This is a genomic window from Streptomyces cacaoi, assembly GCF_006539165.1.
Lineage (GTDB): Bacteria > Actinomycetota > Actinomycetes > Streptomycetales > Streptomycetaceae > Streptomyces > Streptomyces cacaoi.
Window position 1 is genome coordinate 1 of sequence record NZ_BJMM01000007.1, and the last position, 15,496, is coordinate 15,496.

Consider the following 15,496-nt stretch of genomic DNA (forward strand, 5'->3'; position numbering starts at 1 on the left):
GGCGGCGGCGGGCGCCGGTGCGGGGAGCGGCGCCCCGGCGTCCGGCGGGACGGCCGGTGCCGCGTCCGCCGCCGACGGGGTGCCGCGCGGCATACCCGGCGCCGTCCCCCGGTCCGACGATCCCCGGGTGGCCGCCTGGCAGCGGCTCCAGTACGGGATGTTCATCCACTGGGGGCTCTACTCCGAGCTGGGCGGCGTCTGGAAGGGCAAGCCCGTCACCAAGGGCTACAGCGAGCAGATCCAGATGTGGGCGAACATCTCCGACCGGGAGTACGGCGAGGTCGCCGAGCGCTTCCGGGCCGAGCGGTTCGACCCGAAGGCCATCTGCGGGCTCGCCAAGGACGCCGGGATGAAGTACGTGGTGATCACGAGCAAGCACCACGACGGCTTCGCGATGTTCGACACCGGCACCACCGACTACGACATCGCCGACCGCACCCCCTACGGCAAGGACCCGCTGAAGCTGCTGGCGAAGGAGTGCCGGGCGCAGGGCCTGAAGTTCGGCGTCTACTTCTCCCTCGTCGACTGGCACGCCGGGCACGGCTTCGACCCGGACAACAACAACCCGATCCCCGCCTCCATGGAGCCGCTGATCGAGGGCCAGCTGCGCGAGCTGATGACCGGCTACGGCCCGATCTCCGAGGTGTGGTTCGACATGTCCTCGCCGACGGCCGAGCAGAGCCGCAGGTTCGCCGGGCTCGTGCACCGGCTCCAGCCCGGCGCCACCGTCAGCAGCCGGGTGTGGAACAACGCGGGCGACTTCCGGGTGATGGGCGACAACGAGGTGCCCGATGTCGCGCTCGACGGGCCGTGGCAGACCCCGGCGTCCGTCTACCACGAGACCTGGGGCTACCGCAGCTGGCAGAAGCGGGAGGACAAGCCCGGCAAGATCCGCGACCTCGTGCAGGGGCTGCTGAGCGTGCGGGCACGCGGCGGCAACTATCTGCTCAACATCGGCCCGCGCGGGGACGGTTCGATCGTCGGCTTCGAGGCGGACGTACTGCGCGGCATCGGCGCCTGGCTCAAGAGGCATCCGCGCGCCGTCCTCGGCGCCGACGCCACCCGGTTCGGCGGACAGCCCTGGGGCGAGGTGACCGTCCACGACCGCGATCTGTTCCTGCACGTCACCAAGTGGCCGGCCGACCGTGAACTGCGGCTGCCCGGCCTGGCCACCCGGGTGCGGAGCGTGACCGCCGAGGGCGGCGAGCGGCTGCGGTGGCGGCAGGACGGCGCCGACCTGGTGGTGCGGCTGCCCGAGAAGCCGACCGACGAGGTGCTGCCCGTGCTGCGCGCCCGCCTCGACGGCGCCCTGCGGGTGATCCCCGCGCACACCGTGCGCCCCGGCGCCGACGGCGACTGGACGGCCCGCGGCGACGCCCTGCACACCGGGCACGGCTACGCGGACACCGGCAACTACGCCACCCAGAAGCGCACGACCGTACGCGAGAGCGCCTACCTCGTCTCGCCCCGCCGGACCGTTCCCGCCGCCCGGCTGCGCGTCGCGGGCACGGCCGACCCCAACGCCCGCTACCGCGTCACCGTCGGCCACCGCACCCGCACCGTCTCCGGCGCCCGCCTCACCTCCGGCGCCCTGGGCCCGTTCCGGATCCCGCGCGACACCGTGACCCCCGTGACGATCACCCGAGCCCACCCCACCCACCAGGGCCAGAGCCTCGACCTGAAGCTCACCTCCCTCACCCTGACCCCGAACCCGGGCCGGGGGCCAAGGCACTGAGAGCGGGACGACCCTCCGCGCCTTCGGAGGCCGCCCGCCCGTCCCGGTCCGTTCCCCGGCCGGGTGGGTGGGTGGCCAGGTAGCCTCGGACGCCGAACGTCTGTAAAGCCGTTTGACAAGCCGGTTGACAAGCCGCTTGTGAAGCCGCTTCACCGACCGGTTCAGTGAGGCCCGGGGCTCCGGCAGGAGTCGCGGGAACATGGCAGCGCGAGGAGGACGGCAATGAGCAGCGAGCAGCCGTGGACCATCGAGCGGATCTGCGCGTCCCTCGGAGCGCCGACGCTCACCCAGCGCTTTCTCACCGAGATCAACAAGGCGCCGGCGCACGAGTTGCTGCCGGTCTTCGCGAAGTGGGAGCGGGTCGCGAAGGACATCGAGTCGTCCCTCGCCGACAAGGACGAATTCGTCGCGGCCGCCCGGCGCGGGGAGGACCCCCCGGGCGAATGGCTCGACGGGGACGAGCGGATGCGGCAGGCGACCGAAGAGATCCGCTCCCGGGGCGTCGCCTGAGCTGACAGGCTGTCCGGGTGTACAAGCTCCGTTACTCTCCGGCAGTCGAAGCGGTCTGGGACGCGCTCCCCGACGAAGCCCGGGCGGAGCTCGACGGCGCGCTCGTCGAGCTCTGCCACGATCCGTTCGCCCGGTCGGAACCCCGGGGCGGCGAACGTGACGATGTCGCACGGCTGCTCACGCTCCGGCACACGGTGGTGAGCCTCGTCGTCATCACGGCCCCGCCCGTCCGGCGGGTCTATCTGCGGCACATCCATCACCTCGGCGGCACCGCACCGTCCTCCTGACGCCGTCCGCGCGCAGCCCGGCCCGGCCCCTTCCCACCCCGCTCCGGACCGGCGTGTGCGCGCATATGGTCCGGTGGCGGGGCGCTGTGTCATCGTCGGCTGGGTTCGGGCGGGGACGGTGGGAGGGGGCGGCGGATGGGGTGGTGGCTGCGGGGTGGGCGCGGGGGCGAACCGCGCCGGGGCGTGGGCGTGTTGGCCGCCCTCGGGTGTGTGCTGGCGCTGGGGGCGTGCAGTGTGCCGGGGGCGGGCGGGGCCGCGGCGGGGCAGGAGTTGCCGGGTGGGCGGATCCTGCGGCCGGTCGGCCCGGAGCGGGTGGCGGAGCACGGCCGTACGACGCTGCGGGTGCTGGCGGACTCGGGTGAACGGGAGTTCCTGAAGCGCCTGGTGGCCCGGTTCGAGAAGAAGTACCCGAACGTGCGGGTCGAGGTGGAGACCAAGGCGTCCACGGACTTCTTCAAGACGATCGTCACCACGATGTCCGGCGAGCACCCGCCCGACCTGGTGCAGGGGAACCAGGGCTACGGCGTCGACGGCCAGTTGGTGCGCGCCGGGCTGCTGCGTCCCCTGGACGACGTCTCGCACGCCTACGGCTGGGACCTCGACCACCCCGGCGGGACCACCGACCAGCTGCGCTGGACACCGGACGGCACGCTCTTCGGCTCCGGCAGCCTGTACGGGATCAGCCAGTCCAACGAGTACATCGGCGTCTTCTACAACCGCTCCAAGCTCTCCGAGCTGGGCATCCGGCCACCGCACAGCTGGGCGGAGTTCACCGCCGGGCTGCGGAAGGCGAAGGAGGCCGGGGAGCTGCCGCTCCAGCTGGGCAACGCCGATCAGTACCCGGCCGAACAGCTGCTGGGCACGATCCAGGCGCAGAAGGTGCCCGTGAACGAGAGCCGGGCGTGGATCAACGGGGTGCCCGGCACCACGTTCGCCACGGCGGGCAACCGGGAGGCGGCGCGCGAGCTGCGCGGCTGGGCCCGGAAGGGCTATCTCGGCACGGGCTACAACGGGGTCAGCGCGGACGACGCGGTCAGCAAGTTCACCGCCGGGAAGGGGGTGTTCATGATCGCCGGCTCCTGGAACGCGCCGGCCGTCGGCGGAAAGCTGGGCGACGACGCGGGCTTCACCGTGCCGCGCACCGCTGACGGCCGCACCGTCGCGGCCGGCGCCTTCGGACTGCCGTGGCACATCTCGGCGAAGAGCGACGCGACGGACGCCGCCGTGGCCTTCCTCGGCATGATGCAGAGCCGCACCGGCGCACAGGCCATGGCGGACGCGGGCCGGCTGCCGGTGGTCACCGACGGGGTGGACATGCCGGACCGGCTGGGCCGGCAGCAGGCCGCGACCGGAAAGCGGCTGCTGCTGGGCGACGGGCAGACCTACTACTTCGACTGGGCGTCCCACTCGATGCTGGCGACGATCGGCTCGGCCACCCAGGACCTGCTGACCGGCCGGCTGTCCGTCGGCGCCTATCTGCGGCGGATCGAACGGGACAGGGCGGGCTTCCTCGCCGAGCAGGAGGCGAAGACACGTGGGCGCGGGGGCGGTTCGTGACGGCCTCCCGCGCCCGGCTGCGCGCCTGGGCGCGGCGCCAGTACTGGCCCGCGTATCTGTATCTGCTGCCCGGCGCCGTCGTCTATGTGCTGTTCGTGCTGCGCCCGCTGCTGATGACGGCCTGGATCTCGCTCTTCGACTGGGACGGCCTCACCCTCGGTACCTGGGTCGGGCCGGACAACTACACGGCGCTGCTGACCGATCCGCGGCTGCGCGAGGCACTGCTGCACTCGCTGGTCTTCCTGTTCTTCTACGCGCTGGTGCCGGTCGCGGCCGGGCTGGTGCTGACGGCGCTGATGGTGCGGGTCCGCATCCGCGGGCTCGGCGTCTTCCGCGCGCTGCTGTTCGTCCCGCAGGTGCTCTCCACCGTGGTCGTCGCCGTCTCCTGGCGCTGGATCTACGACCCGGACGGGCCGCTCAACGGGCTGCTGCGGGCCGTCGGGCTCGACGCGCTCGCCCGGTCCTGGCTGGGGGACAACGCCACCGCGCTGCCCGCCGTCGGCCTCATCGGCTCCTGGGTGATGTGCGGGCTGTGCCTGGTGCTGTTCCTCGCCGGCGCGCTGCGCATCCCCCGCGAACTCTTCGAGGCCGCACGGCTGGACGGGGCCGGTCCCGTACGCGAGTTCCGCACCGTGATCGTCCCGGCGCTGCGCGGGGAGACCGGCCTGGCGCTGGTGCTGACCGTGACCCAGGCGCTGCGCAACTTCGACATCGTCTGGAACACCACGGCGGGCGGCCCCGGCCACAGCACCACCGTGCCGAGCGTCTTCCTCTACCAGGACGCGTTCGTCTCCCGGGAGGTGGGCGACGCGGCGGCCATCGGGATCGCGCTCACCCTGCTGACGCTCACCGTCTGCGGCCTGATCACCCGCGTACTGCGCGAGCGGGAGGGGTGAGCCGGGGATGACGGACACCACCGGCACCACGGGCACCGCCGGCACCGCTGACACCGCGGACTCCACCGCACGCCCCGGGCGCCGGAACCGGCCGCGGGTCCGTCCGCCGTACCGCCGCCGGCCGCGCCGCGGTGCGCCGCACCGCCCGCCGCGCCGCCGTGCGGTGGCCGACGGCAGCCGACGCGAGTCGCTGCTCGGCCACGCGCTGCTGGTGCTGGCCTCCCTCGTGGCGCTCTACCCGTTCGTCCAGATCCTGCTCGTCGCCCTGCACGAGCCGGGCGCCCGCGCGACGGGCCTGTCGATCCCGTCGTCCGTGCATCTCGACAACTTCGCCACGGCCTGGCGCAGGGGCCTGTTCTCCGAGGCGCTCACCAACAGCCTGCTCGTCGCCGCCGCCGTCGTCGCCCTGACGCTGCTGATCTGCGTGCCCGCCGGCTACGCCTTCGCCTGCTTCCGCTTCCCGCTGCGCGGGCCGCTGCTGGCCCTCCTCATGACCGGGCTCGTGCTGCCCTACGAGGCGACCGTGATCCCGCTCTCCTACCAGATGCGCGAGTGGGGCCTGCTCGACACCTACTGGGCGCTGATCCTGCCGCAGGTCGGGCTGTCCTTCGCGCTGGGCACCTTCTGGATGCGCAACTTCTTCGCCGCCGTGCCCCGTTCCCTGCGCGAGGCCGCCGAACTCGACGGCGCCACCCGCCTCCAGACACTGCGCAAGGTGCTGCTCCCGCTCTCCGTGCCGGCGCTCACCACACTGGCCGCGCTGCTGTTCCTGTACGCCTGGAACGAGTTCCTGCTGGCCCTGGTGCTCGTGCCGGACAACCCCGGCCTGCGGACGGCCCCGCTCGCGCTCTCCTTCTTCACCGGCGACCGCCGCACCAGCGACCCCGGCGTCACCTCGGCCGCCGCCGTGCTCGTGGCCCTGCCGGTGCTGGCCGTCTACGTCCTGCTGCAACGGCGGTTCATCAGCGGGATGCTCTCCGGCGCCGTCCGGGAGTGACCGCGGGGCCCGGCGACGGACGGGCCGAGGCCGGGGCGCCCGCCCCGCCCGGCGTTCAGTCGATCCAGTCGGCGAACAGGCCGCGTTCGCCGGCGCGGGCGTCGAACTCCTCCAGCCGGGCCTGTGCGTCGGGCAGGCCGTCGCACATGGCCTCCAGGAGCATCCGGCCGAGCAGCATGGGCGCGCAGGCCGTGTCGAAGGTCAGGCCGGTGCCGACGCCGGCGGGCAGCAGCAGGTCGCCGGTCTGGGCGACGGGCGCGAAGGCGCTGTCGGCGACGGTCACCAGCGACAGCCCCGCCTCCCGCGCGTGGTCGAGGGCCGCGACCGTCTCCCGCGGGTGCCGCGGCAGCGCGAAGCACAGCAGGGCGCTCGCTCCGGCCCGTACGCAGCCGTCGATGCGGTCGACGAGCATGGAGCCGCCCTCGCTCAGCAGCCGCACATCGGGGTGGACCTTGGCGGCGAAGTAGGCGAAGCCGGTGGCCTGGGCCGCGGCGGCGCGCAGCCCGAGCACCGGCAGCGGCCGGGATCCCGCGAGCAGCGCGCCGGCCCGCTCGACGGGCTCCGGGTCGGCGAGCAGCGCGGCCAGCCTGCGCAGGTTCTCGATCTCCGCGTGGACGGCCTGCTGGTAGGGGTTGGCGGCGCCGCCCGCCTCCGCCGGGGGCTCGCCGCCCGCCGCCGGTTCCGGCTGGTTCTCGCGCAGATGGCGGCGGAGCGCCGGGTAGCCGTCGAAGCCGAGCGCGACGGCGAACCGGGTGACCGAGGGCTGGCTCACCCCGGCGAGTTCGGCCAGTTCGACGCTGGAGAGGAACGGTGTGTCGTCCGCGCGGCGCACCATGCAGTGGGCGATCCGGCGCTGGGTCGGCGTGAGCCGGTGCCCCTCGAACATCTTCGTCAGCCGTGCGCTCGCGCCACCCATCCCGTGCCTCTCCCCGTGCTCGACCCGGCGGCGGGGCCCCGCCCGGACCCCTGGCCATTCAGCCCGCTCCTCCCCTGCATAAGGCTATGCAGAACGGGCGTCCCGGGGCAAGGCGGTCCCGGTGGGCCGGGGAATGAGCAGCGTGAGGACGATACCGACGACGACGGCGGCCACGGCGACGACATAGGTCGCCCGGAAAGCACCCTCGGCCGGTACCTCCGCCGGCCCGACCCGCGTCGTCGCCCCGGCGAGCACCGCGGCCGTCACGGCGCTGGAGACGGAGGTGCCGATGGACCGCATCAGGGCGTTGAGCCCGTTGGCGGCCCCGGTGCCGGTGGCCGGGACGGAGGCCATGATCAAAGCGGGCATCGCCGCGTACGCGATACCGACGCCGGCGCTGATCAGCACCGCGGTCAGCACGATCTGCCACACCTGGGACATCAGCAGCAGCCCCGCCCCGTAGCCGGCGCCGATCACCACGGCCCCCGCCAGCAGCGCCGTCCGCGCGCCCCACCGGCGGGTGACCGCGGCCGAGACGGGCGAGAGCAGCATCATCACCAGCCCGCCGGGCGCCAGCGCCAGCCCGGCCTCCAGCATCGACCGGCCCAGTCCGTACCCGGTCGCGGCCGGGGCCTGGAGGAGCTGGGGCAGCGTCAGCGACATCGCGTACATCGCGAAGCCGACCATGACGGACGCCAGATTGGTGAACAGGACCGGCCGGCTCACCGTCGTCCGCAGATCCACCAGCGGCTGCCGGATCCGGCTCTCGGCGAACCCCCACAGCGTCAGCACGACGGCCGCCGCAGCGAACAGGCCCAGGGTCGTCGCGCTGGTCCAGCCCCACGTACCGCCCTTGATCACCGGCAGCAGCAGACACACCAGACCGGCGGCCAGGCCGAGCGCGCCGAGCACGTCGAACCTGCCCGAGGAGCGCACCGGCGACTCCGGCACCCACACCACCGTCGCGACGAGGCACACCAGGCCCAGCCCGGCGGACACCTGGAAGAGGACGTGCCAGTCCGCGTACTGGGCGAGCGCCGCCGCCAGCGGCAGCCCCACCGCGCCGCCCACCCCGAGCGTGGCGCTGACCAGCGCGACGGCGGACCCGACCCGCTCGGCGGGCAGTTCGTCGCGCAGGATGCTGATGCCGAGCGGGATGACGCCCGTCGCCAGCCCCTGGAGCGCCCGCCCGGCGACGACCGGCACCAGCGTGTCGGACACCGCGCACAGCACCGAACCGGCGACGAGCGCGAGCAGGCTCAGCGCCAGCATCCGCCGCTTGCCGTACATGTCGCCGAGCCGCCCGGAGACGGGTGTGACGACGGCCGCGGCCAGCAGCGTCACGGTGACCACCCAGGAGGCGTCGTCGGCCGGCACCCCCAGCAGCCGCGGCAACCGGGGCACCAGCGGGACGACCAGCGTCTGCATCAGCGAGACGACGACCCCGCTCAGCGCGATGACCGCGACCAGCCGCGCGCTGCCCTTGGAAGCGCGCGCCCCCGGCCGTTCCGGGCCGCCCCCGGCCGCCCCGGTCACCGGGCACCCGCAGGGGCGGAGTCGCCGGGGGCCGCACCGGCAGGGGCAGCACCGGCGCGTGGGCCCGACCGAGCACTCTCGTCCGTCAGTTCGCGGCGCAGCCGCAGGGCCTCCCGGGGCGCGTTCCAGGCCAGTACGGCGGTGGTGCGCCCGTGCTCCCGGTACCGGCCGGCGAACCGGTCGTCGCCCACCGTCCCGGTGTCCGGCTCGAACCGGGCGCCGGGGCCCGGCAGTCCGTACACGGTGAGCTTGTGCGGGCCCTGGTCCGTCCAGAAGAACGGCACGGAGGCCGGGTGTTCCCCGGCGCCCAGCAGATCGGCGGCGACGGCCCGGCCCTGCTCGGCTGCGCTCATCCGGTGCTCCAGCCGCCGATGCCGGCCCCGTCCCGGGTGGTACCAGGCGGCGACGTCGCCGGCGGCGTGGATGCCCGGGGCCGCCCGGCCGCCCGCGTCGCAGCGGACGCCGTCGGACAGATCGGGCCCGGTGCCGGCCAGCCACGCGGTGTCCGGCGCGGAGCCGACGGCGACCAGCAGCGTCCCGGCCGCCACCGCGGCGCCGTCGTCCAGCGTGACGGTGAGCCCGTCGCCGGGCCCGGCCTCGCGGACGGCGGCCACCCGCCGCCCGGTGCGCACCTCGGCGCCGGCCGCCCGGAGCCGGCCGCCGACGGCGGCGCCGACCCGTGCGCCGAGCACCGGCAGCACTTCCCGCTCCCGGCCGACGAGGGTGACGGCGCAGCCCAACGACAGCGCCGTCCAGGCCGCCTCGCAGCCGAGGAAACCGGCGCCGGCCACCACCAGCCGGTGGCCGGGTGTCAGCCGTCTGGCGAGGGCGCGGGCGTCGTCCAGCGTCCGCACCGTGCACACGTGCGGCACCCCGGCGGTGCCCGGCAGCGGGCGCGGGGCGACGCCGGTGGCCACCACGAGGTCGGTGTACGGCAGGACGCGGCCGTCGTCGAGCGTGACCGTGCGCGCGCCGGCATCGGCCGCCACGGCACGCCGGCCGGGTGTCCAGGCGATGTCCGCGGCGGCCAGTGCGGCGGACGAGGTGAGGTGCAGCCGCTCCTCGGGCAGCCCGCCGGCCAGGAACCGCTTGGTGAGCGGCGGCCGGTCGTAGGGCACATGCGGCTCGTCCCCGACGAGGGTCAACTCGCCGTCGTAGCCGCGCCGCCGCAGCTCCTCGGCCACCGTCAGACCGGCGACTCCCGCGCCGACGACGAGAATGCGGCGGCGCGGCGGGCGCACCCGGGGGCGCGCGCCACCGGAATCCGCCGGCGCGGGACCGCCCGGGGAGGCGGAGTCCGAGGAGACGGAGTCCGGGGACGGGGCGCCGGAGGGCGGGGCGTCCGGAAGCGGTGCGCCCGGGGACGGGGCGTCCGGGAGCGGGGCGTCCGAGGGCCCGGCTGCCGGGGAGGGCAGGGGCGGTTCGGGCAGTTCGGGCGGTACGGGTGGCAGGTTCACCGTTCGGTTCCGGCCACCGTGATCGCCGCGGCCGGGCACACCCGGGCGGCCTCCTCGGCCGCCGCCCGGTGCTCCTCACCCGGACCGCCGGCCGCGCCCTCGGGCCCGTCCGTCAGGACGAAGGCGACGCCGTCCTCGTCCCGCTGGTCGAAGAGGTCGGGGCCGACGAGCACGCACTGCCCGGCGCCGACGCACCTGTCCTGGTCGATGGTGATCCTCATCGTGCGTCCTCCTGCCAGGCGACGGAAAGGGAGCGGAAACCGTGGGCCCGCGAGCGCTGCTTGAGGTCGAAGTCCTCGGGCGCGTCCAGCAGTCGCAGCGAGGGCACCCGGGCGAAGAGCGTGCGGAAGTACAGCAGCAGTTCCATACGGGCCAGCGCCTGACCGAGGCACTGGTGGGTGCCGTAGCTGAAGGCGAGGTGCTGCTGTGCGGGGCGGGTGATGTCGAAGGTGTCGGGGTCGTCGAAGGCGTCGGCGTCGCGGTTCACGGCGGGCAGCGAGATGAGCACGCCCTCGCCGGCGCGGACGGTGTGGCCGCCGACGGTGACGTCCTCGGTGGCGGCGAACTGCCGCGGGTGGTGGGCTATCGACAGATAGCGCAGCAGTTCCTCGACGGCGTTGCGCTGGAGTTGTTCGTCCCCGGCCGTGAACAGGGCGCGCTGTTCGGGGTGGGTGAGGAAGAGCGCGGTGCCGAGGCCGATCATGTTGCCGGTCGTCTCGAACCCGGCGACGAGCAGCGTCATGGCGATGGTGACCATCTCGCGCTCGTCGATCTCGCCGGGCACCAGATAGGCGGTGGCCAGCCGGGAGAGGATGTCGTCCTGCGGGTCCCGGACCTTCTCGCGCACGAGCGCGGCCAGGTAGTCGCCCAGTTCGCCGAGCGCGGTGCGCACCTCGTCGGGCGAGGAGTCGCCGGCCAGAGCGCGGGCGGCGGCCCGCTGGAAGAAGCCGTGGTCGGCGTAGGGGACGCCGAGCAGCAGGCAGATGACGCGGGAGGGGATCGGCAGCGCGACGGTGGCGATGAGATCGGCCGAGCCGTCGTGGGCCAGCAGTTCGTCGAGGGCACCGTCGACGACGCCCTGGATCTCCGGGCGGAGGGCCGCGATCCGCTTGACCGTGAAGTCCCGGGTGAGGCGGCGGCGTTGGCGCAGATGCTCGGGGTCGTCGGTGCGGATGAGGCTCTCGGTGCGGTCGTCGCGCTGCTGGACGTCGCTGGGGCTCATCAGCGGGAAGCCGGGGGTGTCGAAGCGCGCGGAGAAGGCGGGCGAGCCGAGCACGGCGCGGGCGTCGGCGTACCGGGTGACGAGCCACGGGCGCCCGCCCTCCAGGGCCTCGACGGCGGGCAGCCCGGGCTGTTCGCGCAGCCGCGCGAACTCGGGCGGCGGGCTGAAGGGGCAGGTCCGTTCGGTCGGGTAGCCGAGCGCGGGCGGCGGCGCGGCGCCGTCACCGGGTTCGGTGTCGGATGCGGGCACGGGTCTCCTCGTGTGCGGTGCGGACGGGAGCGGTTGCACAGCGGATGCGCGACCGGGGCGCGGCGGATGTGCGGGCCGATGACGGCGGGCACCCCGGAACAGCTGATGTGCACGATGCAATGAATGTGCACGCTACATTTCCTATGCATCACGCACAACCCCGGGGAGGGAGTCCGGCGGCGAAAATGGAAGACTCGGGGCACGACGGCCCAACGGCCCAACGGCACAGCAGGCCAACGGCTCAGCGGGCCAACGGCACAGCGGGCCGGGAGCGCGGAAGCCGAGAACGCCGGAACGGCCGGGAAGCCGGGGAAGCCGGGAGAGCCCGGGGAAGCAGAGGAGAGACCGAGGAACATGGGGACGACGTGGAGAGCGGAGCCGTGAGTGACCAGCAGCGGGCACTGAACGACCTGGAGCGCGAACTGACCCTGCTCGCGCGGCACTACGTCTCCGCACGCAAACCCCGCGACGGCCAGACGCTGGACCGCTCGGCCTACGTCCTGCTCACCCGGCTCGAAGCCGACGAGCCGCTGACCCTCAAGCAGCTGGCCGAGACCTTCCGCGTCGACGTCTCCACCATCAACCGGCAGGTCGCCGCGATGCTCCGCAACGGCCTCGTGGAGCGCATCCCCGACCCGGAGGGCGGCATGGCCCGCAAGTTCCGGCCCACCCCGCACGGCCTGGAGCGGCTGGCGGCCGACCGGGACCACAGCCGGGCCGGCACCCGCCGCGTCGTCGCCGACTGGCCGGAGGACCACGTCGAGGAACTGGTCGCGCTGCTGTCCCGGTTCAACCGCAGCGTGGAGAACCTGGAGGGCGTCAGCTGGCCCCGCCCGGCCGACGGGCGGCCGTCCGGCGGCGGATCCGGAGGCCGGGCCACCGGCCAAGAGGGGGGCTAGCCCCCCTGCCCGCCGGAACCGGCGGCCGTACCGTGGCGGCATGAGCGCGCGTGACCCGGAGCTGAAGCGGGACCCGGAGCTGAAGAAGGAACTCGACGCGTCCGTGCAGGCACGCAGGGAACTCGGCCCCGAGTACGAGGACGAGCTGGTCGACTCCTTCCTGGAGAAGGTGGAGCAGCGCCTGGAGTCCGTCGTCGACAAACGGGTCCGCCGGCAGATGGCCGAGCAGCAGATGGTCGTCGCGCGCGGCAGCACCCGCCCGCCCGCGCCGCCGGCCGGCTACGACGGACTCGGCGCCCGGCTGGGCCTGGCCATCACCTCGCTGGTCCTGGCCATCCCGCTGTCGGCCATCGCCGCCGTCAACGCGGGCATGACGGGGCTGTTCGCCTGCTGGGGCGGCATCGTCGCGGTCAACGCCCTCCAGGCCAGCCGCTCCTGGTTCGCCGGCCCCTCCGGCGGCCCTGCCGCACGGGAGCGGGGTTCCGGCGACTGGAACTGACACCGCACCGGGCCGGGCCCCGGAACGCGCCCGGGGCCCGGCCCGGCCGGCTACTTGCCGCCCTGTGCCAGGAACGCCAGCAGGTCCTGCCGGCTGACGACGCCCGAGGGACGGCCCTCGACCTGGACGACCGCCGCGTCGGCCCCCTCCAGCACGGACATCAGATCCGAGACGGGCTCCCCCGCGCCGACGTGCGGCAGCGGCGCGCTCATGTGCTTGTCCAGCGCGTCGCCGAGGGAGGCCCGCTGGGCGAACAGCGCGTCCAGCAGCTCGCGTTCGACGACGGAGCCGATCACCTCGGCCGCCATCACATCCGGATGCCCGGCGCCCCGCTTGACCACCGGCATCTGCGAGACGCCGTACTCGCGCAGCACCTCGACCGCCTCGCCGACGGTCTCCTCCGGGTGCATGTGCACCAGCGAGGGCATCGGCCCCTCCTTGAAGCGCAGCACGTCGCCGACGCGCGCGACGGCGGAGCCGCCCTCCTCCAGGAAGCCGTAGTCGTTCATCCACTCGTCGTTGAAGATCTTGCTCAGATAGCCGCGCCCGCTGTCCGGCAGCAGCACCACCACCACGTCGTCCGGCCCGAGTTCACGCGCCACCTCCAGCGCGCCGACGACCGCCATCCCGCACGAGCCGCCGACCAGCAGCCCCTCCTCCTTGGCCAGCCGCCGCGTCATCTGGAAGGAGTCCTTGTCGGAGACGGCCACGATCCGGTCGGCCACGCCCCGGTCGTACGCCTCCGGCCAGAAGTCCTCGCCCACGCCCTCGACGAGGTAGGGCCGGCCCGAACCGCCCGAGTACACCGAGCCCTCGGGGTCGGCGCCGACGACGCTGACCCGGCCGCCGCTGACCTCCTTGAGATAGCGGCCCGTTCCGCTGATGGTGCCGCCGGTGCCGATCCCCGCGACGAAGTGGGTGATGCGCCCGTCCGTCTGCTCCCACAGCTCGGGGCCCGTCGTCTCATAGTGCGAGCGGGGGTTGTCCGGGTTGCTGTACTGGTCGGGCTTCCAGGCGCCGGGGGTCTCGCGCACCAGCCGGTCGGAGACGTTGTAGTAGGAGTCCGGGTGCTCGGGATCCACGGCCGTCGGGCAGACGACGACCTCGGCGCCGTAGGCACGCAGCACATTGATCTTGTCCATGGACACCTTGTCCGGGCACACGAACAGGCAGCGGTAGCCCTTCTGCTGCGCGACGATCGCCAGCCCCACACCGGTGTTGCCGGAGGTCGGCTCCACGATCACACCGCCGGGGCGGAGCTCTCCGGAGCGCTCGGCGGCCTCGATCATCCGCAGGGCGATCCGGTCCTTCACCGAACCGCCCGGGTTGAAGTACTCCACCTTGGCCAGAACCGTGGCCCGGATGCCGTCCGTCACGCTGTTCAGCTTGATCAGCGGGGTGTTGCCGACCAGCTCGATCATCGACTCGTGATACTGCACCGTGGTCTCCGCGCGTCGTCGTGGGGGCCGCGTGGTTACGGCCCGGTGCCGCCACCATATTGGGCAACACGTGCACGCCGGGGGCGCGTTGCACACAGGGCCGGGCCGGGCACCACAGTCTTGAGGGCACGGACCGGATGCCCCGCTGCGACCCCCAGGAGGCGAAGACACCACAATGCCGATGTCGAAGGCGTCGAGCGCCAGAGTGGCCCGGCGGATCGCGACCGCCGCCGCCTACGGAGGCGGCGGAGTCGGCCTGCTCGGCGGGGCGGCGATCGGCCTGCTCTTCACCGAGATCCAGCTCGCGAAACGCAAGGTCGGTGGCGCGGACGAACCACCGCACGCCGACGGGCTCTACGGCACCGCCTTCGCCCGTCCCGCGCCCGAACGCCCGCTGCGCCTGGCCCTGCTGGGCGATTCCACGGCCGCGGGCCAGGGCGTGCACCGGGCCCGGCAGACACCCGGCGCGCTGCTGGCCTCGGCGCTGGCGGCGATCGCCGAACGGCCGGTGCGGCTGCGCAACGTGGCGGTGCCGGGCGCCCAGTCCGACGACCTGGAGCGCCAGGTCACGCTGCTGCTCGGCGAACAGCCGCCGGGAGAGGCGCCGGACGTCTGCGTGGTGATGATCGGCGCCAACGACGTCACCCACCGCATGCCCCCGGCCCGTTCGGTGCGCCATCTGTCCGACGCGGTGGCCCGGCTGCGCACCGCGGCCTGCGAGGTGGTGGTGTGCACCTGCCCCGACCTGGGCAGCGTCGAGCCCGTCGCACAGCCGCTGCGCTGGATCGCGCGGCGGCTGTCGCGTCAGCTGGCCGCGGCACAGACCATCGCCGTCGTCGAGGAGGGCGGCCGTACGGTCTCGCTGGGCGATCTGCTGGGCCCGGAGTTCTCCGCCAACCCGCGCGAGCTGTTCGGACCGGACAACTACCATCCCTCGGCCGAGGGTTACGCGACGGCGGCGATGGCCGTCCTGCCCACGGTGTGCGCGGCGCTGGGCCTGTGGCCGACGGAGGACGAACGCCCGGACGCCCGCCGCCGCGAGGGCATCCTGCCGGTGGCGCGCGCGGCGGCCGAGGCGGCGGCCGAGGGCGGCACGGAGGTCGCGGCGATCCGCGGCCCCTGGGCCCTGCTCAAGCACCGCCGCAGGCGCCGGCTGCCCCCGCCGGAGGACGGCGCCGACGGGCCCCGCGCGACGGACCGCAAACGCCGCCGCGGCGACGAGAAGCGCGAGCACACCCGGGGGCGGTGACCGGCCGGGACGGCCCGCTGCGGACCTGACAAGCGTACGCTTAGAAAG

At 74.1% G+C, this 15,496-nt stretch carries 15 protein-coding genes; 9 read left to right on the forward strand and 6 right to left on the reverse strand.

What is annotated here, in order from left to right; all coding sequences use genetic code 11:
- The 6 genes from SCA03_RS09095 to SCA03_RS09120 form a co-directional block, all read left to right on the forward strand.
- On the forward strand, window positions 1–1,735 hold a 1,735-nt coding region (locus tag SCA03_RS09095; RefSeq protein ID WP_141275292.1), incomplete at its 5' end, for an alpha-L-fucosidase.
- 222 nt (window positions 1,736–1,957) lie between these two features.
- Entirely contained in the window at window positions 1,958–2,245 is a 288-nt protein-coding gene (locus SCA03_RS09100; RefSeq protein ID WP_030892517.1) for a hypothetical protein, read from the forward strand.
- A gap of 17 nt (window positions 2,246–2,262) precedes the next feature.
- The gene (locus tag SCA03_RS09105) at window positions 2,263–2,532 is read left to right on the forward strand and encodes a type II toxin-antitoxin system RelE family toxin (RefSeq protein ID WP_141275293.1); all 270 of its coding nucleotides are present in this window, start codon (window positions 2,263–2,265) and stop codon (window positions 2,530–2,532) included.
- A 189-nt stretch (window positions 2,533–2,721) separates the two neighbouring features.
- On the forward strand, window positions 2,722–4,089 hold the full coding sequence (locus SCA03_RS09110) for an ABC transporter substrate-binding protein (protein ID WP_158933444.1): 1,368 nt from the start codon (window positions 2,722–2,724) through the stop codon (window positions 4,087–4,089).
- A complete protein-coding gene (locus tag SCA03_RS09115; RefSeq protein WP_086817931.1) occupies window positions 4,086–4,985 on the forward strand; it encodes a carbohydrate ABC transporter permease in 900 nt (299 codons plus the stop codon). Before SCA03_RS09110 ends, SCA03_RS09115 begins: the two co-directional genes overlap by 4 nt.
- Before the next feature lie 7 nt (window positions 4,986–4,992).
- A complete protein-coding gene (locus SCA03_RS09120; RefSeq protein ID WP_086817932.1) occupies window positions 4,993–5,982 on the forward strand; it encodes a carbohydrate ABC transporter permease in 990 nt (329 codons plus the stop codon).
- 55 nt (window positions 5,983–6,037) lie between these two features.
- Here the strand turns inward: SCA03_RS09120 and SCA03_RS09125 are convergent, their stop codons facing one another.
- The 5 genes from SCA03_RS09125 to SCA03_RS09145 all read right to left on the reverse strand — a co-directional run bounded on the left by SCA03_RS09125 (window position 6,038) and on the right by SCA03_RS09145 (window position 11,362).
- Window positions 6,038–6,898, reverse strand: coding sequence for a MurR/RpiR family transcriptional regulator (locus SCA03_RS09125; RefSeq protein ID WP_030877620.1), 861 nt, complete (start codon window positions 6,896–6,898; stop codon window positions 6,038–6,040).
- Window positions 6,899–6,982: 84 nt separating this feature from the next.
- Window positions 6,983–8,434, reverse strand: a complete 1,452-nt coding sequence (locus SCA03_RS09130; protein ID WP_051855961.1) for an MFS transporter — start codon at window positions 8,432–8,434, stop codon at window positions 6,983–6,985.
- Window positions 8,431–9,891: an NAD(P)/FAD-dependent oxidoreductase gene (locus tag SCA03_RS09135; RefSeq protein ID WP_141275294.1), complete on the reverse strand. Its 1,461-nt coding sequence runs from the start codon at window positions 9,889–9,891 to the stop codon at window positions 8,431–8,433. The genes SCA03_RS09130 and SCA03_RS09135 overlap by 4 nt, the downstream gene beginning before the upstream one ends.
- Window positions 9,888–10,112 carry a ferredoxin gene (locus SCA03_RS09140; RefSeq protein WP_030877611.1) on the reverse strand — a complete coding sequence of 75 codons (225 nt, stop codon included), beginning with the start codon at window positions 10,110–10,112 and terminating at the stop codon, window positions 9,888–9,890. Before SCA03_RS09140 ends, SCA03_RS09135 begins: the two co-directional genes overlap by 4 nt.
- Entirely contained in the window at window positions 10,109–11,362 is a 1,254-nt protein-coding gene (locus tag SCA03_RS09145; protein ID WP_051846670.1) for a cytochrome P450, read from the reverse strand. Before SCA03_RS09145 ends, SCA03_RS09140 begins: the two co-directional genes overlap by 4 nt.
- 380 nt (window positions 11,363–11,742) lie before the next feature.
- Here SCA03_RS09145 and SCA03_RS09150 point away from each other — a divergent pair, with 380 nt between their 5' ends.
- Together SCA03_RS09150 and SCA03_RS09155 are read left to right on the forward strand one after the other, a co-directional pair.
- Window positions 11,743–12,261: a MarR family winged helix-turn-helix transcriptional regulator gene (locus SCA03_RS09150; protein WP_030877605.1), complete on the forward strand. Its 519-nt coding sequence runs from the start codon at window positions 11,743–11,745 to the stop codon at window positions 12,259–12,261.
- Between the two features lie 40 nt (window positions 12,262–12,301).
- Entirely contained in the window at window positions 12,302–12,760 is a 459-nt protein-coding gene (locus SCA03_RS09155; RefSeq protein ID WP_086814610.1) for a hypothetical protein, read from the forward strand.
- A 50-nt stretch (window positions 12,761–12,810) separates the two neighbouring features.
- Here the strand turns inward: SCA03_RS09155 and SCA03_RS09160 are convergent, their stop codons facing one another.
- Window positions 12,811–14,199 (reverse strand): cystathionine beta-synthase, encoded by a 1,389-nt coding sequence (locus SCA03_RS09160; RefSeq protein WP_030892493.1) that lies wholly within the window; start codon window positions 14,197–14,199, stop codon window positions 12,811–12,813.
- 175 nt (window positions 14,200–14,374) lie between these two features.
- Between SCA03_RS09160 and SCA03_RS09165 the strand changes: the two genes are divergently transcribed.
- Window positions 14,375–15,448, forward strand: a complete 1,074-nt coding sequence (locus SCA03_RS09165) for an SGNH/GDSL hydrolase family protein (RefSeq protein WP_063764705.1) — start codon at window positions 14,375–14,377, stop codon at window positions 15,446–15,448.
- Window positions 15,449–15,496: the final 48 nt, after the last annotated feature.